14 protein-coding genes are annotated in these 19,332 nt (G+C 66.8%); 8 read left to right on the top strand and 6 right to left on the bottom strand.

Annotation, left to right across the window (positions count from 1 at the left end; genetic code table 11):
- Positions 1-56: 56 nt before the first annotated feature.
- Positions 57-6,383 carry a DUF5801 repeats-in-toxin domain-containing protein gene (locus B0I00_RS04825; protein ID WP_100866161.1) on the bottom strand — a complete coding sequence of 2,109 codons (6,327 nt, stop codon included), beginning with the start codon at positions 6,381-6,383 and terminating at the stop codon, positions 57-59.
- Between the two features lie 628 nt (positions 6,384-7,011).
- On the opposite strand from B0I00_RS04825, the gene recN reads away from it, so the two are divergent.
- The 4 genes from recN (at position 7,012) to B0I00_RS04805 (ending at position 12,194) form a co-directional block, all read left to right on the top strand.
- Complete coding sequence (gene recN / locus B0I00_RS04820; RefSeq protein ID WP_100866160.1) at positions 7,012-8,676, top strand: DNA repair protein RecN; 1,665 nt, start codon at positions 7,012-7,014, stop codon at positions 8,674-8,676.
- Positions 8,673-9,356: a GNAT family N-acetyltransferase gene (locus B0I00_RS04815; protein WP_100866159.1), complete on the top strand. Its 684-nt coding sequence runs from the start codon at positions 8,673-8,675 to the stop codon at positions 9,354-9,356. The genes recN and B0I00_RS04815 overlap by 4 nt, the downstream gene beginning before the upstream one ends.
- Positions 9,357-9,377: 21 nt before the next feature.
- Positions 9,378-11,408, top strand: coding sequence for an NAD-dependent DNA ligase LigA (gene ligA, locus B0I00_RS04810; protein ID WP_408635213.1), 2,031 nt, complete (start codon positions 9,378-9,380; stop codon positions 11,406-11,408).
- A 240-nt stretch (positions 11,409-11,648) separates the two neighbouring features.
- Positions 11,649-12,194: a cupin domain-containing protein gene (locus B0I00_RS04805; protein ID WP_100866157.1), complete on the top strand. Its 546-nt coding sequence runs from the start codon at positions 11,649-11,651 to the stop codon at positions 12,192-12,194.
- A gap of 48 nt (positions 12,195-12,242) precedes the next feature.
- On the opposite strand, the gene B0I00_RS04800 is transcribed toward B0I00_RS04805, so the two are convergent.
- The 5 genes from B0I00_RS04800 to B0I00_RS04780 are packed head-to-tail and all read right to left on the bottom strand — an operon-like array spanning position 12,243 to position 16,135.
- Positions 12,243-12,617 carry a PilZ domain-containing protein gene (locus B0I00_RS04800; RefSeq protein WP_100866156.1) on the bottom strand — a complete coding sequence of 125 codons (375 nt, stop codon included), beginning with the start codon at positions 12,615-12,617 and terminating at the stop codon, positions 12,243-12,245.
- Positions 12,618-12,652: 35 nt separating this feature from the next.
- Positions 12,653-13,534, bottom strand: coding sequence for a DMT family transporter (locus B0I00_RS04795; protein WP_100866155.1), 882 nt, complete (start codon positions 13,532-13,534; stop codon positions 12,653-12,655).
- Positions 13,535-14,482 (bottom strand): 50S ribosomal protein L11 methyltransferase, encoded by a 948-nt coding sequence (locus tag B0I00_RS04790; RefSeq protein WP_100866154.1) that lies wholly within the window; start codon positions 14,480-14,482, stop codon positions 13,535-13,537.
- Entirely contained in the window at positions 14,479-15,435 is a 957-nt protein-coding gene (gene bla / locus B0I00_RS04785) for a subclass B3 metallo-beta-lactamase (RefSeq protein WP_100866153.1), read from the bottom strand. Before bla ends, B0I00_RS04790 begins: the two co-directional genes overlap by 4 nt.
- On the bottom strand, positions 15,425-16,135 hold the full coding sequence (locus B0I00_RS04780) for an SDR family NAD(P)-dependent oxidoreductase (RefSeq protein ID WP_100866505.1): 711 nt from the start codon (positions 16,133-16,135) through the stop codon (positions 15,425-15,427). The genes bla and B0I00_RS04780 overlap by 11 nt, the downstream gene beginning before the upstream one ends.
- A gap of 168 nt (positions 16,136-16,303) precedes the next feature.
- Between B0I00_RS04780 and sdhC the strand changes: the two genes are divergently transcribed.
- The 4 genes from sdhC to B0I00_RS04760 are packed head-to-tail and all read left to right on the top strand — an operon-like array spanning position 16,304 to position 19,288.
- The gene (gene sdhC / locus B0I00_RS04775) at positions 16,304-16,693 is read left to right on the top strand and encodes a succinate dehydrogenase, cytochrome b556 subunit (RefSeq protein ID WP_100866152.1); all 390 of its coding nucleotides are present in this window, start codon (positions 16,304-16,306) and stop codon (positions 16,691-16,693) included.
- A 16-nt stretch (positions 16,694-16,709) separates the two neighbouring features.
- Positions 16,710-17,090 carry a succinate dehydrogenase, hydrophobic membrane anchor protein gene (gene sdhD / locus B0I00_RS04770; protein ID WP_100866151.1) on the top strand — a complete coding sequence of 127 codons (381 nt, stop codon included), beginning with the start codon at positions 16,710-16,712 and terminating at the stop codon, positions 17,088-17,090.
- 3 nt (positions 17,091-17,093) lie between these two features.
- The gene (gene sdhA, locus B0I00_RS04765) at positions 17,094-18,917 is read left to right on the top strand and encodes a succinate dehydrogenase flavoprotein subunit (protein ID WP_100866150.1); all 1,824 of its coding nucleotides are present in this window, start codon (positions 17,094-17,096) and stop codon (positions 18,915-18,917) included.
- Positions 18,917-19,288 carry a cupin domain-containing protein gene (locus B0I00_RS04760; RefSeq protein ID WP_100866149.1) on the top strand — a complete coding sequence of 124 codons (372 nt, stop codon included), beginning with the start codon at positions 18,917-18,919 and terminating at the stop codon, positions 19,286-19,288. Before sdhA ends, B0I00_RS04760 begins: the two co-directional genes overlap by 1 nt.
- Positions 19,289-19,332: the final 44 nt, after the last annotated feature.

The following is a 19,332-nucleotide window of genomic DNA, read 5'->3' as shown; positions in this document are numbered from 1 at the left end:
GGTTGGCGGACCGTCGGCGAAAGGGCAGCCGACGGTCCGCGCGGGGGGCTCGTCAATCAGGCAATCACGGCCAGCGGCGACATGTCGAGCGTGTCGTACGGGATGCTGGCGAGCAGCGGGACTATCGCCAGCGCCGCGGCATCCGGATCGCCGCCCACGATGTCGATGGTCAGCGTCTGGGTCGCCGACGCGTCGCCGTCGAAGTCGATCACCTGAACGTTGAACTCGAACTGCGAATCCGGGGTGATCTCGGTCAGGAAGCCGATGTTGACGATCTTGAACACGTCGCCATCCCAGGTCCCGCCGTTGTTGCCGCCGCTGTCCTTGGTGGTGGTGAAATCGACCAGTGTAGAAGGCGATAGGCCGCCTGCGCCAACCGCGCGGTTGAGGTTGATCCCCTGGCCGCTCAACCCTTCGGTCGACGCCACGACCTGCGCGCCCGCGATCGTCCAGTTGTCGTTCTGCAGGATGTTGTAGTCGTTGCTCTCTATCACGATCAGGCCGTCATTCTGGTCGATCGTATCAGAGTTGACGTAGGTGTCGGGGATCTGGTCGCGTTCGGCGAAGTGGAAGATGTCCTGGTACTGGACGATCACCGCGCGCGTCGTGGTCAGGTTCGAATTGTCCTTGTCGACCAGCTTGAGCACCACGACCAGGTCCTCGCCGTTGTCGAGCGCGTCGAACTCGATGAACATCGTCCCCGTCGTTGCCACCGCCGGCGGCGTGTCGGGCGATCCCGGATCGTTGGGATCGTCGAAGATGGCCAGGTTGCGATAGCCGAACGGGTTGGTGCGGTAGAAATTGAAGTCGAGCACTTCGCCCGCCTGCATCGTATCGCCGGCGGTCCCGGCCGCGATCCCGGATACGCTGACCCAGGTGCTGGACTGGACGAACAGTTCGCCCGCGGCGAAATTGTCGTCGTCGCCGTTGCTCCAGGCCTCGCCCGGCGCCAGCGCGTCGAGGTTCTTGTTGTTCGACTGGCTGGCCTGCTGCGCGGCGTTCTTGCCGTCCGATCCGCCGCCGGTTTCCTCGAAGCCGGTGAACTGGACGAAGAAGTCGCTGGCCAGGGCGGCCACGGTCACCGGTGGCTGCGATCCGGTCACCGTGTGAGTGTCCTTCAGATAGCCGGTGAAGTTCGACGCCGTCGCCAGCGAGATCACGCCATAGCTCAGGATCGGGTCATCCAGCGTGAAGGTGTAGGTATGCAGATCCTTGTCGAAGGTGATCCACGCCACGTTGTCGGTCGTCGCGCCGCTGCCCGGATCGGACACATAGCTGAAGGCCATGCGGAAGGTCGCCTGGGTCTCGTCTTCCGAATCCCAGGTCACCGGTCCGCCGGCGATCGGGGTGCCGCCAACGACATTGAAGACGGTCCCGCTGGCAAACGTAACGATGAGGTCGGAATTGGTCCCCGAATAGGTCGTTCCCTCGCGGTCGTCGAAACCGATCGCGTAGACGAACTTGCCCGTTGCGCCATCGGTGGTGATGGTATCGTTCGATCCGGTGGCGTCGTCGTCGGGCACGCCGGGTTGGCCTGGCTTGTCGGGCGTCAGGATGACCGGGCTGTCATCGTCGGCGTCGATGGTCAGGTCGATGTTGTCCGCCGCGACGGAAATGTCCCCGTCGCCGTCGACTGCCTGGAGCACGACGCCGATTTGCAGGTCCTTGTTGTTTTCATCGTTGCCGGGATCGTGGTCGATCTGGTCGATCAGGGTGAATTCGAAATCCCCCTTAACGCCGGCGACGTTGAGTTCGAAGGTGAACACCTCGCGGTCCGCCACCTGGTAACCCGACACGCCGTTGGTTTCGACATAGCCGGTCAGGACATCGCCGACCTGGTGGTAAAGCAGCAGGCTGCCTTGCGAATAGATCACCGGCGCGGGATTGTTCAGGTCGAAATTGGCGATCGACAGGGTGAAGTCGGCCAGCCCATCCGCCCCGCCGTCGAACAGGGCGGTGATGCTGCCCTGCGTGACGCGCAGCTTGTCGTCGTCGGCCGCGCCGCCATCGTTGCCGCCCGCGCCGCCGTCGTCGTCGACGTCGACCGTCACGTTACTGCCGGTAACCGAAGGCCCATCGTCCTGGAATTCCAGTGCGGGTCCGATATCGGCGGAATCGCTGTCGCTGTCGCCGTCCTTGTCGGTGACGGTCAGGACCGCGTCGAGGAAGCCGGGGTCAAGGTAGACGGAATCGTCGTCGTCGCCGTCGTCCGGATGGTACAACGCAACCTTCTGGTCCAGCGTGACGCTGCCCGTCAGTGCATCGATGGTGACTTCGAACGCCACCAGGCCGGCGCCATAGATGCCACGCACGGTGGTCGAATTGACTTCCTCCAGATGGATTGCCTGAAGGTCGGTCGTGGTGAGGTTGGTCGGCCCGGCGTCCGTGACGTCGAGCGTGTAGCCGGCGCTACCGGCACCATCTTCACCGTAGTCAATTCCGGGCGTGAGCAGTGACGCGCCGGCAACGAAGCCGTTCTGGGCAAGGTCGGTTTCGTCGACCATCGCCGATACGCCTTCGATCCGATCGAGTGTCGCATCGGGACCATCGTCCTTGAACACAAGCCGGGTAGTCAGGTCGAGCGGCGCCGAAGCCTCATCACCGTCGCCATCGGTAACGGTCGCGGTCAGGACGACGAGGTTCGACCCGGACAGGCCCTTGGGCTCGTCGGGATCGGCCGTCGGGTGGACGATCGCGCGCAGCTGGTCGAGCGTGACCTGGCCCGTATCGCTGACGCTGACTTCGAACACGGCATCGCCGCCAAAGGCGTCGAGGGCGCTGGTGCCCTCGCGCCCGACGATCTTGCCGCTTTCCTCGAACAGGTAGACCGCGTTGCCGGTCAGCGTGTCGGTAAGGCCGCTTAGGCCGCCCGCCGTTGACAGGGCATAGGTCGTATCGATGGTGCCGGACGGGCCGTCGTTGTTGTAGTCCGGCGTGAACTGCGCGGCGTAGCCCGCGTCATCGTCGGTGCCCAGCTGGCTTTCATCGACCGTCAACAGCGGGGCGTTGACCAGGCTTGCCTGGACCGTCGGTGCGTCGTCGACGAACTCCAGCGCTGGGCCGATGTCGGCTTCGCCAGTGTCGTGATCGCCATCCTTGTCGGTGACGGTCAGGACCGCGTTGAGATAACCCTGGTCGAGGAAGACCGAATCGTTCGGGTTATCGGGGTTGGGATGATACAGGGCCACGATCTGATCGAGCAGGATCGACCCGTTGTTCGGATCGATCACGACGATGAACGCGATCTGGTTGCCGTTGTAGATCCCGCGCACCTCGGTCGTGCTGAATTCGACGAGAGAGATCGGGTCGCCCGCGGTCGTCGTCAGGTTGGTCGGCCCGGTGTCCAGCACGTCGAGCGTGTAGAGCGCCGTGCCCGGACCGTCCGCGCCATAGGAATAGTCGGGGTCCAGCAGCGAGGCGCCGGGAACGACGGCGTTGGTGGTAAGAACCGATTCATCGACCGTGGCGTAAACGTCTGGAATTCGGTCCAGACTTGCTACAGGCGCGTCGTCTTTGAAATTGAGGCTGCGCGCGATGCCGACAGTCTCGCTGTCGTGATCGCCGTCCTTGTCGGTGATCGTCGCGGTCAGCGTGATCAGGTCGTCGGCTGCCAGCGTCGTCGACTGATCCGGTCCGCTGTTCGGGAGATGCCGTACCGCCCGCGATTGATCGAGCGTCACGTTGCCGTCGCCATCGACCGTAACGCGGAAGACCTCGTCCGTACCGACCGAACCGATGATCACCCCGTTGACCTTCGACAGCACGACTTGCTGGTCGGTCGCGGTGTCAAAGATCCCGGTCGCACCGGCGTTGAAGCCTAGTTCGTAGGTCGTGGCATCGCTGAGGGCCTCGCCGTCCTCGCCGAAGTCCGGGCTGAACACGCCGGAGAAGTCCGCCGAGTCATCGTCACCGAAATCGCTTTCGTCGACCGTCAGTTCGGGCGGCGTGCCCGGCGCGGTCAGGATCGGCCCGTCGTCCTCGAAGGCGATGTTGCGGCCGATGCCGATCGTGATCGGCGCGCTGTCGCCGTCCTTGTCGTGGGCGGTCGCGGTCAGGGTGATCAGGCCGTCGTCGGCCAGCATCGCCGGCGTGTCGCTTTCGTCCGGGTCGTCGGGGTCGCCATGGACGACGGCGCGTTGCTGATCGAGCGAGACATTGCCCGATGCGTCGACGCTGACCACGAAAACGGTCAGCGCGCCGACCTTGCCGAACACCTGCCCGCCCGAAACCGACAGAACGACCTCCAGGCCGGTCTCGGTGTCGAACAGCCCGGTCGGTCCGGCGGCGATGCCAAGCGCATAGGTGACGGGCGTCGCCGCGGCGCCGTCGTTGCCGTAGACGGGCAGGAAGACGCTGGCGAACGAATCGCTGTCGTTGTTGCCCAGAATGGTTTCATCGACGGTCAGGACCGGTTGGTCGCCTGGCGCGGTGATCGACGGGCCGGCATCGCGGAAGTTGAGGTTCCGGCCGATCAGGATCGTTTCGCTGTCGGTATCGCCGTCGCGGTCCTTGATGGTCGATGACAGCGTGATCAGCGCGTCGCTCGCCAACATGGCCGGGCTGGTGCTTTCGTCGTGATCGTCCGGATCGTCGTGCACGACCGCGCGCGACTGGTTCAGCGTGACGTTGCCTGAACCGTCCACCGAGACGCGGAACACTTCCTCCGTGCCGACCTTGCCGTAGACTACTCCGCTGACGATCGAGAGCACCACTTCCTGACCCGTCAGGGTGTCCAGAAGGCCGGTCGAACCGGCGCCGATGCCGAGCGAATAGATGACCGGATCGACCAATGCCTGGCCGTCGGTGCCGAAGTCGCGCAGGAAGACGCCGGAGAAGTCCTTGGTGTCGTCGCCAGCGAAATTGCTGTCATCGACCGTGAGGATCGGCTCGGTTCCGGGGGCGGTGATGTCCGGCGCGTCGTCATCGACGTAAAGGTGCGATCCGACGCCGACGCTGCTGGTCGTGCCCTGGGTGATGTGAACGCCGCCAAGGTCGAAGGGGTCGGTCGTCGACAGCGCCTGAACCTTGACGCGGTTGAAGGTGTCGTTGGCATAGGCCGTCCAGTCGACCGAATCGTAGCTGCCAAGGCCCACGACGGTGAAGGTGTGGGCGTTCTCGAAGTTGACGGTGACGCCGCCCTGGGTGTCGTCGCCGTTCCCGTTGGCATTGTCGAAGGTGTAGGTCGTCCCGGCGTGCTTCACCTTGACCTGGAACACCGGAATCGCCGTGTCGTCGTTCAGGGCGGTGTCGTCGTTGACGACGGCTGTGCCGGCCGGGAGAGAGTTGTCGATGTAGGAGAAGCTGGTCTCCACATCGAGCGCGGCTGTCGCCTTGTTCGCATCGGCTTCCCATACGGAAATGCGGATGTCCGCATTCGGCGTGTTGCCGGTCAACTGCGAGATGTCGATCCCGGCGCCGTTGGTGTTGACGTAGGCGCTGTAGGCGATCTCCTCGACGTTTGTGCCGGTCGCCGGAACGGTCTGGCCTGACAGTTCGGTGAAGCCCGACACGAAGGTGAAGACCGCCTGGTCGCCGTCGACAAGGTTCTGGCCCTGGCCTCCCGCGACGAAATGCTGCGAATTGATCCCGATCGTGGCCTGCGCGCCGGGCGCGGCCTGGCTGGTGTTGACCGTGTCGCTGTCGTTCTTGATCACTTCGCCGAACTTCGATCCGTCGCGGCTGACGCTGAGGTCCGCACCGGTGATCAGCAGCGCCGAGGTGGTGTTGCCGAAGGCGGCGTAGAGGAAGTTGCCCGAAGGCAGGTTGTCGAAGGTGAAGTTGGTGCTGCTCGCCACGCTGACCTGCAGCACGTCGGAGAAGTTGATCGGCTCGTCGGTGCTGCTCGTATCGGTGTGCCGCAGCGGTTCGAAGGTCACCATCTGGACCTGCGCGCTGAGGTGGTTGTCCGCCTCGTCGAGGTAGAACGCCGCAACGATCCGGCCGCCCAGCGTCGTCAGGGTGGCGAAGTCCGAATTGTTGGCATCGATGTGGAAATAGAGGTCCTCGTTGGCGATTGACTTGACCGTGGTGATCAGGCCGTTGCCGTTGGAAACCGAGAAGTAGAGGTTGTTGACCGTTTCGCCCGCGCCGGCCGTGACGGTGATGAAACTGCCGCTGCTCGACGCGCCGCCGATCAGTTCGACGAAGTTCAGGGCCGCATCCTCGGCGGCATCGGCTGCGAACAGCCCTTCGATGTAGGTCAGGAATTCGGCATCAAGCGCCCTGTCGGGCAGCAGGGAGGGGCTGGTAAGGTCGTTGGAAGTGTCGTCGTATCCGACCAGCACGTCGTAGTCGAATTGCGGCACGGTGCTGTCAGCGCCGTACTGAACGCCGTCGGTTTCATCGAGAACGAGCGACGGAGCGACGTTGATGGTGATGGCCATGGAAAAATCCCCTCGATGATCGGTCCGGCCGTCCAGTCAGAGGAAGCGGGCCAGGCTCGAATTGCGCAAAAGAACGCACCACTGGTGCGGAATTTCGATCTTGCGGCCCTGGCAACTTTATCGTCGGCAACAATTCAGAATGAATACACGACAATTACAGGCGTATTACAGCGGAACTCGATCAGCAAAGAGCTTGAGTCCGCATAAAGACATCAATGGTCGACTAGTTTGATTCGCGCAGAAAATACGCCTCGGATCGAGCGATTACGGGCGGCCAGTCTGCTTGTTTTTGTTGTGACGACTCGCCCATTGGGCAATGCCGTACGCCCCGTTAACCAGGCTATTCAATGCCTCGGTCTTGGAGTTGTCAAGCGAGATGGCAGTCGCAGGTCCCCCAGAAGAAGCGAAAATTGCACTCGGACATTCGCGCGCAAGTCAAGATCGCGGCAACTTATCGTGGAATCTCAAAGGACCGACCTGGGCATCCAGATGCCGCATTCGTCGCGCAAAAATCGCCTGTGCTGCGTGCGGACTGGGCCCGGTTGTGGCAATTTCCACCGCGCCAGGGTGGATTGACCGGTGCGACGGGTGACGGGCGCGGTTTGACAGGCTAGAACGACTCGCGAACATGCTGACCCGCCTCGCCATCCGCAACATCGTCCTGATCGAAGCGCTCGACCTCGATTTTACCTCGGGGCTCGGGGTGCTGACCGGCGAGACAGGGGCGGGCAAGTCGATCCTGCTCGACGCCCTGGGGCTGGTGCTCGGCAACCGCGCCGAGAGCGGCCTTGTCCGCGCCGGTGAGGACCAGGCCAGTGTCGTCGCCAGCTTCGAGTTCGACCGGCTCCCTTCCGGCATTCGCGCCACGCTCGACGAGGCCGAGGTCGACGTCGAGGCGGGCGAACCGCTGCTGATCAAGCGCCGCCTGCGCGCCGACGGCGGGTCCAAGGCGTTCGTCAACGACCAGCCGGTCAGCGCCTCGCTGCTGCGCGACTTGGCGCCGCACCTGGTCGAACTGCACGGCCAGCATGACGATCGCGGCCTGGTCAATCCTCGCGGGCACCGGCTGCTGCTCGACCGTTTCGCGGGCGCCGACACGGCGGGTGTGGAAGCCGCCTGGCGCGCCTGGCGCGAGGCGAGCGATGCGCTTGATGCAGCGCGCACCGCCGTCGCGCGCGCCTCGGCCGATCGCGACCTGTTGATCGCGCATCTGGCCGAATTGGCCGCGCTCGAACCCGTGGCGGGCGAGGAAGAGCAATTGGCCGAGGCGCGCTCGGCCATGCAGAAGGGCGAGCGCCTGTCGGGCGACCTGGCCGAGCTGCAGCAGCTGTGGGCGGGTTCCGATTCCGCGCTCGCTTCGCTGCGCACCGCGGCGCGGCGGCTTGACCGCATCGCGGCCGAGCATTCCCTGCTGAGCGAAGCCCTCGCCGCGCTCGACCGCGCGGTGATCGAGGCCGGGGAGGCCGAGGACAAGCTGGTTCGCGCCGCCGACGCCCTCAGCCACGATCCCGCCGCGCTCGACCGGATCGAGACCCGCCTGTTCGACCTGCGTGCCGCTGCGCGCAAGCACCAGGTCCAGGTCGACGACCTGCCGCGCCTGATGCGCGAGATGCGCGATGCGCTCGACTTGATCGAGAGCGGAGAGGCCGGTCTCGGCGCGCTGGAACAGGCAGCGCAGGCGGCCGGCGAAACCTACCGCGCGGCGGCGAAGGCGCTGTCGGTCCGGCGGAGCGAGGCCGCGGGTCGGCTCGACGCGGCGGTGGCGGCCGAACTTGCGCCGCTCAAGCTCGACGCCGCGCGGTTCCAGACCGCCGTGCGCCGGCTCGACGAGGAGCGCTGGGGTCCAGGCGGCATGGACTCGGTCGAGTTCCTGATCAGCACCAACCCCGGCGCCGACTTCGCACCGCTCGGCAAGATCGCGAGCGGCGGCGAACTGTCGCGCTTCATCCTTGCGCTCAAGGTCGCGCTGGCCGAGCAGGGCGGCGCGGCCACGGTCATTTTCGACGAGATCGACCGGGGCGTGGGCGGCGCCGTTGCCAGCGCGATCGGCGAGCGGCTCGCGCGGCTCGCCAGCGGGGGGCAGCTTCTCGCCGTCACGCACAGCCCGCAGGTCGCGGCGCGCGGCAACCAGCACTACGTCATCGCCAAGTCGAGCGAGGGCACGGTGACCCGCACCTCGGTTCACCTGCTCGATCCCGCCGGCCGGCAGGAGGAGATCGCGCGGATGCTTTCGGGCGCCGAAGTCACCCCCGAAGCGCGTGCCCAGGCCGACCGCCTGCTGGAGGGGGTGTGACGCCTCATCCGCTCGACCGGCCCGTTTGGGGCGCGCTGACCGGACGTCAGGCGGACCTGGCGATCGCAACGGGCGATGCGTTGCGGCTCGACCCCGGATTCGGTCCCTTTGCCGCCGCCCGCGACCGGGGCGCGCCGGCACAGGCCGCGCTGGCAGCCTTGCTTGACCATGGCGAAGCCTGGCTGGTCGAGACGGAGGAATGGCCGGCGCCGCCCGGCGCCCGGGTCGCGCGGGTGGCGGCGCTGGTCCAGATGGTCGCCGACGATCCGGCCCCGATGCAACCGGGCGACGAAGAGGCGGTGCTGCTTGGCGATGCCGACGCGGCTTCCATGACCGCGCTCGCCCTCGCGACCGAGCCTGGTCCCTGGGGCGACAAGACACGGCATTACGGACAGTTCTACGGCCTGTTCGACCAGGGCCGGCTCATGGCCATGGCCGGTGAACGGATGCGTCCGGCACCCGGTTTCGACGAGGTATCGGGCGTCTGCACCTGGCCCGAATTCCAGGGGCAGGGCCTTGCCGCCAGGCTGATCCGCCGCGTCATGGCCGGGATGACCGAGCGCGGCGCAACGCCTTTCCTTCACTCCTACGCCGGCAATGCGCACGCGATCCGCCTATACGAGAAGCTCGGCTTTCGCGTGCGGCGCGAAATGGTGGCGACGGTGCTGGTCAGGGCCTAGGACTGCGCCATGGGTTCTGACATGACCGAGGCCGAGGCCGCCAACGAACTGATGCGGCTGGCCAAGCAGATCGCGCTCCACAACCGGCTCTACCATGCCGAGGATTCGCCCGAGATCTCGGACGCGGATTACGACGCGCTGGTCCGCCGCAACACCGCGCTGGAGGCAGCCTTCCCGCACCTGGTCCGGGCCGATTCCCCAAGCCGCGCGGTGGGCCATGCGATCGAGGCCTCGCCGCTCGCCAAGGTGACGCACGAGGTGCGCATGATGAGCCTCGACAACGCCTTCGCCGACGAGGATGTCGAGGAGTTCGTGGCCCGCGTCCGCCGCTACCTCAACCTCCCTTCAGATTGCGATATCGCGTTCACGGCCGAGGACAAGATCGACGGACTGTCGTGCTCGCTGCGCTACGAGCAGGGCCGGCTGGTTCGCGCCGCCACGCGCGGCGACGGCCAGATCGGCGAGGACGTGACCGCCAATGTCGCGACCATTGCCGATATCCCGCAAGAGCTTGCCGGGGAGGTGCCTTCCGTGTTCGAGGTGCGGGGCGAGGTCTACATGAGCAAGGCCGATTTCGCCGACCTCAACCTGCGGCAGGAAGCCGGCGGCGGCAAGATCTTCGCCAATCCGCGCAACGCCGCGGCGGGATCGCTGCGGCAGAAGGACGCCAGCATCACGGCAGAGCGGCGCTTGCGCTTTCTGGCCCACGGCTGGGGCGCGGCCAGTGCGGTGCCGGGCGAAACGCAGTTCGCCCTGATGCAGCGCCTGGCCGCCTGGGGGGTGCCGATCTCGCCGCTGCTGGTCCTGTGCCGGGATGCGGCGGCCATGCTGCAGCATTACCGCAGCATCGAGGCGGCCCGCGCCGAACTGCCCTATGATATCGACGGCGTCGTCTACAAGGTCGACCGCCTCGACTGGCAGGAGCGGCTGGGATTCGTCGCCAAGGCCCCGCGCTGGGCCCTGGCGCACAAGTTTCCCGCCGAACGCGCCGAGACGACGGTCGAGGCGATCGACATCCAGGTCGGGCGGACCGGCAAGCTGACCCCGGTTGGCCGGTTGCACCCGGTGACGGTCGGCGGGGTGGTCGTCCAGAACGTCACGCTGCACAACCGCGACGAGATCGCGCGGCTGGGCCTGCGCCCCGGCGATCGCGTGGTGATCCAGCGCGCCGGCGACGTCATCCCGCAGGTAGTCGAAAACCTGACCCGCGATGCGGCGCGCGCCGCCTATGTCTATCCCGACCATTGCCCCGAGTGCGGCAGCGAAGCCGTCGCCGAAGAAGGCGAGGTCGACGTGCGCTGCACCGGCGGATTGATCTGCCCGGCGCAGCGGACCGAGCGGCTGAAGCATTTCGTCAGCCGCGCCGCGCTCGACATCGAGGGGCTGGGCGAGAAGACTATCGACGAGTTCTTCGCACTCGGCTGGCTGGAAAGCCCGGCCGACATCTTCCGCCTGAAGGCGCGGCGATCCGCGATCCTCGAGCGCGAGGGGTGGAAGGACAAGTCGGTCGACAACCTCCTTGGCGCGATCGAAGCCAAGCGGACGCCCGACGCGGCGCGGCTGCTGTTCGGCCTTGGCATCCGGCATGTCGGCGCGGTCACCGCGCGCGATCTGCTCAAGCGCCTGGTCACCTTGCCGGCGCTGCGCGAAGCGGTGACATCGGGCGATGCCGAGGCTCTGACCAGCATCGACGGCATCGGACCGGCGGTGGTCGAGGCGCTGCACGATTTCTTCCACGAGCCGCACAACGTCGCAGTGTGGGACGACCTCCTCTCCGAAGTCAGCCCTCCGCCCTACGTGGTCGAGACGAAGGACAGCGCGGTTGCGGGCAAGACCGTCGTTTTCACCGGGGCCCTCGAAACGATGAGCCGCGACGAGGCCAAGGCCCAGGCCGAGCGGCTCGGCGCGCGCGCCGCCGGTACGGTCAGCGCCAAGACCGACCTTGTCGTGGCGGGACCGGGCGCGGGAAGCAAACTGAAGAAGGCGCAGGACCTCGGCATCGAAGTCATCGACGAAGCCGCCTGGGCCGAAATTGTGAAGTCTGCGGGCTAACTGGCGTTATGGCCGGGACTTTTTATATATTATGTCGGAAATTCATTGGACGAAATAAAATTGCACGATTTCGCATTGTTGTGCATAAAACATGACGTTCCGTGATCGAGTCGCTTGACGCTCCAGAATTATCACGGGTCGCTGATCGCTCAATCCGACACCTCACGAAACACGTCGATGACCGCAGCCGGCGCATTCGCTTCGCCGACACGGTCTGCGTTCGATCTGAGGAGTTGAGAGATGATCCACAGCAACAGGACAATTGCCGCTATTGCAACCAGGCTCGGCCTGCTGGGCGCGGCCGCCGGAGGTATCGCGCTCGCAGTCGTCGGCGTGCCGGCAACGGCGACACCGGGGTCGGGATTCGCTCCGTCGCCGTTGGCGGTCGGCGTTCTTGCCGAAACGATGATCCGTGCCGAGAACCTCGACAAGTCGGCCAAGGCGGCAAATGCGGATCACTGGGATCTGATGTTGAAGACTGGCAATGATTCGACTGTCGGCGTCGACAACATCTCGGTCCAACCGGGCGGCTTCAGCGGCTGGCACAAGCATGCCGGGATTACCATGGTGACGGTCGCGTCGGGGCAGATCAACTGGGTCGACGGGGTGACCTGCACGATGAAGACCTACCGGGCGGGCGACACCTTCATCGAACCGGCCGGTCGGCCGCACAACGTGAAGAACCCCTATGGCAACACCGCTACCTTCGCTGCGGTGCAGATGCGACCGGTGGGGACCGGACCGCGCATCGACGTGCCGGTGGCACCGCCCAACTGCAACCTCTAGGGCAAGGCTGCGGGCGTCCGTAATGCGGTCGCCCGCAGCGTGCTCTGCTCAGTCGCCGATTCCATCGGCCCAGTCGCGGGCGTGGCCGGTTTCGGCAATGCGATCGTAGAGCGCGCGGTTCTCGTTAATCCAAAGCATGTCCTGCATCTTCTCGATGGCCAGCGGCCGGTCGAATTCCAGGCCGCAATTGGTGCCGCGCACCCAGCGCACGGTAGCCAGCGCGCGCAGCTCGTGAAAGGCGAGCTGGGCGGTTTGGCCGACTGGTACCGCACGCGCGCTGCGCAGCCGTGCGCCGGTGCACGAAATATCGTCGATCAGGCAGGCGACCCGGCCGTGGGTGAAGATCAGCGCAGCGGGCACCCCCAGCCGCAGCCGGTTGAAGTGGCGCTGTCCCCTGGTGGCGGTCGTTCGCTGAAGGCCCATCGGCGCATCCTTAGCCGACCAAGGTTAAGACTTGCCTAGGTGTGCTCCTGGGCCTGGACCAGCGGGGCCGAACGGCTGCGCCGTGCGATGATCAGGACGCCGGTCAGCGCGATTGCCGATCCGATCATCATCTTGCTGTCGATCACGTCCCCGGTGATCGACACCCCCAGCGCGATCGTCATCAGCGGGGTCATCAGGGTAAGCGGGGCGACCAGATTGGCCTCGTAGCGACCGATCAGCAGGTAGTAGGCGGTGTGCGCGAAGACCGAGGTGACCAGCGCCGCGTAAAGCGCGCAGGCGACGATCGGCCAGCCGACCGCAACGGCGCTCCCGAGCGCTCCCGGTTCGGTCAGTAGCGAGGCCGGCGCGACGGCGCAGAGCCCGACCAGTCCGACCCAGGCCTGGAACTGCAAGGGCGCGATCGCGTCCATCTGCTTCATCATCACCGCGCCGAACGAGGCGAGGACCGCCGAGGCGACGAGGTAGCCCATCCCCGCCGAAACGCGAAAACCCGGCTGGTACATGACCAGCACGACGCCGATCAGCGTCAGGGTGATGCCCAGGCCGCGCCGCCAGCGGATCCGCTCGCCCAGCATGACGATCGACAGCAGCGCGGTGATCGGCACGCTGGCCTGCACGACAATGGCAGCCTCGCTAGGCGATACCCACTTGAGCGCGACGAACATCAGCCCGAAACTGCCGCCGCCCATGAACAGTCCGATCAGCAGGATACGCCAGCGCGGCCGCGGCATCGGCAGAAGCCACGGCAGGGTAACGAGGGCAACGATCGCGAAGCGCACTGCGGTGAAGAACAGCGGCGGCACGTGCAGGGTGCCGACGATCAGCTTGCTCATCACGTTGTTGCTCGCCCAGATCAGGCAGATCAGGACCATCAGGGCGAAGTCGCGCGGGCGCACCTACCAGTCCCGCTGCCCGCCGGGCCGTCCGGCAAGGGTGCGGGCCATTGCACGCTTGCGCAGCCACAGGATCGACCAGTCGCCGCGGGTCATGCGGCGCGCCAGGCGCAGGCCGGCCTGGCGGCAGGCCCGCCGCACCTGGGCTTCCTGGGTTTGCAGCAGCCCCGCCAGCAGCAGGTGTCCGCCCGGAGCCAGCGACCGGGCGAAATGCGGGGCAAGGCCGATCAGCGGCCCGGCGAGGATGTTGGCGACGATCAGGTCGTAAGGCCCGCGCGCCTTGAGCAGCGGGTGGTCCATCCCGTCGGCGACCAGCATGGTGAGCTCGCCGTGACCGGCGCCGAGCGGCACGGCGTTGGCCTGCGCGTTGGCTGCGACCACGTCGACGCAGACCGCGTCGATGTCGCTCGCCGTGGCAAGGGCGCGCGGCCACAGGTGCAGCGAGGCAAAGGCCAGCAGGCCGGTGCCGGTGCCGATATCGGCGAGGTTGCGGATCACCACGCCGTCGCGCTTCATCCGGTCGAGCATTTCCAGACATCCGGCGGTGGTGGCGTGCTGGCCGGTGCCGAAGGCCTGGCTGGCCGGAACCGCGAAATCGCGCACGCCCGCTTCGTCGAGCGGCGGATAGTCGGGCGTGTGGACGTGGAACCGGCCGGCGCGGATCGGCTCGAGCCCCTGCTGGCTGTGGGTCAGCCAGTCGATGTCGGGCAGCTTCTCCTGGGCGAGCGGCGGGGCCCTGTCGGGGAAGAGGCCGGCAATCGCGGCCTTGTCCGCCCTGGTCGGCTTGCGCCCAAGCCAGGCTTCGAGCTGCCAGTCCTCGGGCTTGTCCTCGGCCACTTCGCTGCCCGACAGGACGATCTCGGGATCCCAGTCGAACGCGTCTTCGTGCGCCAGCAGCGCTGCCTCGATCACCCCGCGCGGGGCCAGCAGGGTGATCTTCCAGCTGCTCACCGTGCCGCGTCCTCGGCCGCGTCGAGCGCCTGGTCGGCGGCGAGGCGCGTGGCGAAGCGCGAGGCGGCAGCGGCGGCATAGGCGGCGCAGGCGCGGGGATCTTCTTTCAACCCTGTGGCCATTCGCCCCATCAGGTCGCTGGCCGACGGGTGCGGGGTGACAAGGACGCCGCAGGGCAGGGCGGCGACGCGGGCGAGGCCGGTGCGGATCGCGGCAACGCGGTCGGGATGCCGGCTGAAGCGGTAGCCGTCGGCCGAGATCGTCGAGGTACTGTCGGCATAGGTGATGGTGCGGCATTCGGCGCCCTCGCACGATTGCCAGGTCCAGCTGGTCGAACCGGGGGAATGCGCCGGCGTGGCGTGGGCGGACAGCACGATCGGGCCAAGCGCGACGGTGTCGCGGTCGGCCAGCACGCGATCGACGGCGACCGGCGGCAGCGGTTCGCGCAGCAGCTGGTCGTGCTGCGGATCGCCGGGGTCGGGCTGGCCGCTGGCCATGACCTGCGCCCAGGATGCAAGCGCCGCCACCTTGGCGCCGCTGCGGCGCTTCAGCTCGGCGATGCCGCCGGCATGGTCGAAATGCTCGTGCCCGCCGACGATCCAGCGGATGTCGCTCACCGCGAAGCCGAGTTTCTCGACGTTGGCGGCCACCAGCGGCGCGGCCGCCGGCATCCCGGCATCGACCAGCACGTGGCCGCGCGGGCTGGTGACCAGCAGCGCGGTAATTCCGCAGGTTCCGACGTACCAGGTGTTGCCGAACACATGCGCCGGCGGGGCGGGATCGGTCCACCCGTCCTTGCCCTGGCAGGCCGAGGCAAGCGCGGCGGTGGTGTAGCGGTCGGTGGCGCCCGGTGCGGGAAGGCTGGCCGATGGCTCCCCGGCGATGGGGCCGCCGATCGGCGCGCAGGCGGCGGCGAGCAGGGCGAGCGCGGCAAGCGGCGGCTTAGCGGACATAGCTGGCTCCATTGGCGTCGATTACCGCGCCGGTCATGCTTTCCGGGGCGTCCAGCGCGCAGAACTCGGCGATGGCGGCGATCTCGTCGGGGGTGGCCACGCGGCCCAGCGGAATGTCGGCGAGGAGGCCGGGTCCGCCCCTGCTGTCCAGGTAATCGCCGGCCATCGCCGTATCGGTAAAGCCCGGACAGATAGCATAGCTCATCACGCCCTTGATCGCGTAATGGCGCGCGATGGTCTTGTGCATGGCGATCATGCCGCCCTTGGCCGCGGCATAGTGCCAGTGATCGGGCGAATCGCCGCGGTAGCCGGCGCGGCTGGCGATGTGGACGATCCGGCCGGCCCGCCCCTCTGCCAGCCACCCGCGCACCGCAAAGCGCGAAAGTTCGGCCGCGGCGGTCAGGTTGATGCGCAGCGTGTCTTCCCAGTTGTCGAGCCACTCGATGTCCGAACGGTCGATCGGGTTCGCTTCGAACAGGCCGGCGTTGTTGACCAGGCAATCGATCCGGCCGCCCGAGCGTTCCAGCGCCTCGTCCCAGATCCGCGCCGCGGCGGTGGGATCGTTGAGATCGGCGGCGATGGTGTCGACGTCGATTGCGGTGCGGGCATGGCCGATCACGCGCAGCCCGCGCGCCCGCAGCCGTTCAGCGATTGCCGCGCCGATCCCGCGGGACGATCCTGTTACCAGTGCCGTCGCCAATTCCGAGGTCTGTGTCATGGCCTGTTCCATAGCCATTCGCATCGCGAAGTCTAATCCTGTTGGCAGGAACCCTCTCGTGCGCTTGCACCGCGCCCTGTTTTGATTAAGGGGGGCGTGAACGGCGCATTCTGTCGCCGACATAACGGTTTCGCCAAGGGGAACAGCCGCATGGCCGCTGCGAAGAATCGCCCGCTTTCACCGCACCTCCAGATCTGGCGTTGGGGGCCGGCCATGGCCGTGTCGATCCTGCACCGTGTCACGGGCAACGGCCTCGCCTTCGTCGGCCTTGCGGTTCTGCTGTGGTGGCTGGGCGCGCTGGCCAGCGGGCCGGCCGCCTACGACGGTTTCCTGGCCCACGCCGGGGCCTGGTACGGCCGCGTGGTGCTGGTCGGACTGACCTGGGCCTTCTTCAACCACATGGCATCGGGCCTGCGCCACTTCGTTTTGGACATCGGCGCGGGCTACGAACTCAAGACGAATGCGCTGTGGTCGGTCATCACGCCGATTGCTGCGCTCGTTCTCACGCTGGCCGTCTGGGCCGCGATCCTGCTGCGCTAAGGGGGCTGGGACGACAATGGGTAACGGAACCGAAATCGGCCGCGTCCGCGGGCTTGGCTCGGCGCATTCGGGGGCGCACCACTGGCTGGTCCAGCGCTTCACCGCGATCGGCAACCTCGTTCTCGGGCTGTGGCTGCTGATCACGCTGTTCGCGATGGGCGACCACTCCTACGCCGCGACCAAGGCCTTCTTCGCCGCGCCGCTGCCCGCCACCGCCCTGGGCCTGTTCGTGATCAGCGCCTTCTGGCACGCGCGGCTCGGCGTGCAGGTGCTGATCGAGGACTATGTCCACGAACACGCCAACAAGTTCGCCGCCATGGCGCTTCTCAACCTTGCCGCGTTCGCCGGGGCCGCTTTCGGCCTGCTGTGCGTCGTCCGCCTCGCGCTCGGAGCCTGATCGATGGCCACTGCCGCCAATACCCAGCCCGCCTACAAGATCATCGACCACACCTATGACACCGTCGTTGTAGGGGCGGGCGGTTCGGGCCTGCGCGCCACGATGGGCAGCGCCGAGGCGGGCCTGCGCACCGCCTGCATCACCAAGGTCTTTCCGACCCGCAGCCACACCGTGGCCGCGCAGGGCGGGATCGCCGCCAGCCTCAAGAACAACACGCCCGATCACTGGACCTGGCACATGTACGACACCGTCAAGGGGTCGGACTGGCTGGGTGACCAGGACGCGATCGAATACATGGTCCGCGAAGCGCCCCAGGCGGTTTACGAACTGGAACACGCCGGCGTGCCGTTCTCGCGCAATCCGGACGGCACGATTTACCAGCGCCCGTTCGGCGGCCACATGCAGAACATGGGCGAAGGCCCGCCGGTGCAGCGCACCTGCGCCGCGGCCGACCGCACCGGCCACGCGATGCTCCACGCGCTCTACCAGCAGAGCCTGAAGTACGCGGCGGACTTCTTTATCGAATACTTCGCGATCGACCTGATCATGGAGAACGGCCAGTGCCGCGGCGTGATCGCGCTGTGCATGGACGATGGTTCGATCCACCGCTTCCGCGCCAAGGCGGTGGTGCTGGCGACCGGCGGCTATGGCCGCTCGTACTACACCGCGACGTCGGCCCACACCTGCACGGGTGACGGCGGCGGCATGGTGCTGCGCGCCGGGCTTCCGCTGCAGGACATGGAATTCGTCCAGTTCCACCCGACCGGCATCTACGGTGCGGGCGTGCTGATCACCGAAGGCGCGCGCGGCGAGGGCGGCTATCTCACCAATTCCGAGGGCGAGCGGTTCATGGAGCGCTACGCTCCTTCGGCCAAGGACCTCGCCAGCCGCGACGTCGTCTCGCGTTCGATGGCGCTGGAAATCCGCGAAGGCCGCGGCGTGGGCCCGCACAAGGACCACATCTACCTGCACCTCGATCACATCGATCCCGCCGTGCTGGCCGAACGCCTGCCGGGCATCACCGAAAGCGGCAAGATCTTTGCCGGCGTCGACCTGACCCGCCAGCCGCTCCCCGTGGTGCCGACCGTGCACTACAACATGGGCGGCATCCCCTGTAACTACCACGGCGAAGTCGTGACCATCGGCGCCGACGGCAACCCCGAAACCGTGATCCCCGGCCTGTTCGCGGTGGGCGAAGCGGCCTGCGTGTCGGTCCACGGCGCGAACCGCCTGGGTTCGAACAGCCTGATCGACCTGGTCGTGTTCGGCCGCGCCACCGGCCACCGCCTCAAGGAAATCATCAAGCCGGGCAGCGCCCACGACGAACTGCCCAGGGACAGCGCCGATCTGGCGCTCGGCCGGCTCGACCATTTCCGCAACGCCAAGGGCGGTTCGCCGACGGCCGAGATCCGCACCGAAATGCAGCGCGCGATGAGCCAGCACGCCGCCGTGTTCCGCACCGACGAGCTGATGGCCGAAGGCAAGAACAAACTGGCCGCCACCTACAAGCGGATGGAAGACATCCACGTGTCCGACCGCGGCCTGATCTGGAACTCGGACCTCGTCGAAACGCTGGAACTCGACAACCTGATCAGCCAGGCGACGGTGACGCTCCACGGCGCCCACGCCCGCAAGGAAAGCCGCGGCGCCCACGCGCACGAGGATTTCCCCGACCGCGACGACGCCAACTGGATGAAGCACACCGCGGCCTGGTTCAACGGCTGGGGCGGCAAGGGCGGCGAAGTGCGCCTCGATTACCGCCCGGTCCACGAATACACGCTGACCGACGACGTCGAGTACATCAAGCCGAAGAAGCGCGTCTACTGATGCGAAGCTTGCTGGCCGCGCTGCTGGTGCTGACCGGCGGCGCGGCAGCAGCCGAAGCGCCGCTGCCATCGCCGCTCGAGGCCGGGTGGCAGGGCAAGCCGGTCTGCGAAAAGCTGTCCGAGAACGCAGCGGTGCGTACCTTGCGCTGCACCTTCGCGCCGGGCACCGGGCACGAACGGCACTTCCACGCGCCCCATTGGGGCTACATCCTGACCGACGCGACGATGCGCATAACCAACGCGCAGGGCACCTCGGTGCGCCAGCTAAAGGCCGGGGACTGGTGGTGGAGCGACGGCTTCGCCTGGCATGAGGCGCTGAACATCGGCACCACGACGGGCATCTACCTGATCGTCGAACCCAAGCCGCGCTGAACGCCGGCCGTTCATCCGGCATTCACGTTTACAGGCGTAGTCGA

It is taken from the genome of Novosphingobium kunmingense (assembly GCF_002813245.1).
Taxonomy (GTDB): Bacteria; Pseudomonadota; Alphaproteobacteria; order Sphingomonadales; family Sphingomonadaceae; genus Novosphingobium; species Novosphingobium kunmingense.
The sequence above is the reverse complement of the archived record's forward strand: the minus strand, read 5'-3'. Positions and strand labels throughout refer to the sequence as shown.

Coding starts and splice junctions, on each gene's coding strand:
- B0I00_RS04800 (WP_100866156.1), bottom strand. CDS start 12,617: ATGGGCCTTCAGCGAACGACCGCCACCAGGGGACAGCGCCACTTCAAC.
- sdhA (WP_100866150.1), top strand. CDS start 17,094: ATGGCCACTGCCGCCAATACCCAGCCCGCCTACAAGATCATCGACCAC.
- recN (WP_100866160.1), top strand. CDS start 7,012: ATGCTGACCCGCCTCGCCATCCGCAACATCGTCCTGATCGAAGCGCTC.
- B0I00_RS04760 (WP_100866149.1), top strand. CDS start 18,917: ATGCGAAGCTTGCTGGCCGCGCTGCTGGTGCTGACCGGCGGCGCGGCA.
- B0I00_RS04805 (WP_100866157.1), top strand. CDS start 11,649: ATGATCCACAGCAACAGGACAATTGCCGCTATTGCAACCAGGCTCGGC.
- bla (WP_100866153.1), bottom strand. CDS start 15,435: ATGTCCGCTAAGCCGCCGCTTGCCGCGCTCGCCCTGCTCGCCGCCGCC.
- sdhD (WP_100866151.1), top strand. CDS start 16,710: ATGGGTAACGGAACCGAAATCGGCCGCGTCCGCGGGCTTGGCTCGGCG.
- B0I00_RS04825 (WP_100866161.1), bottom strand. CDS start 6,383: ATGGCCATCACCATCAACGTCGCTCCGTCGCTCGTTCTCGATGAAACC.
- sdhC (WP_100866152.1), top strand. CDS start 16,304: ATGGCCGCTGCGAAGAATCGCCCGCTTTCACCGCACCTCCAGATCTGG.
- ligA (WP_408635213.1), top strand. CDS start 9,378: ATGACCGAGGCCGAGGCCGCCAACGAACTGATGCGGCTGGCCAAGCAG.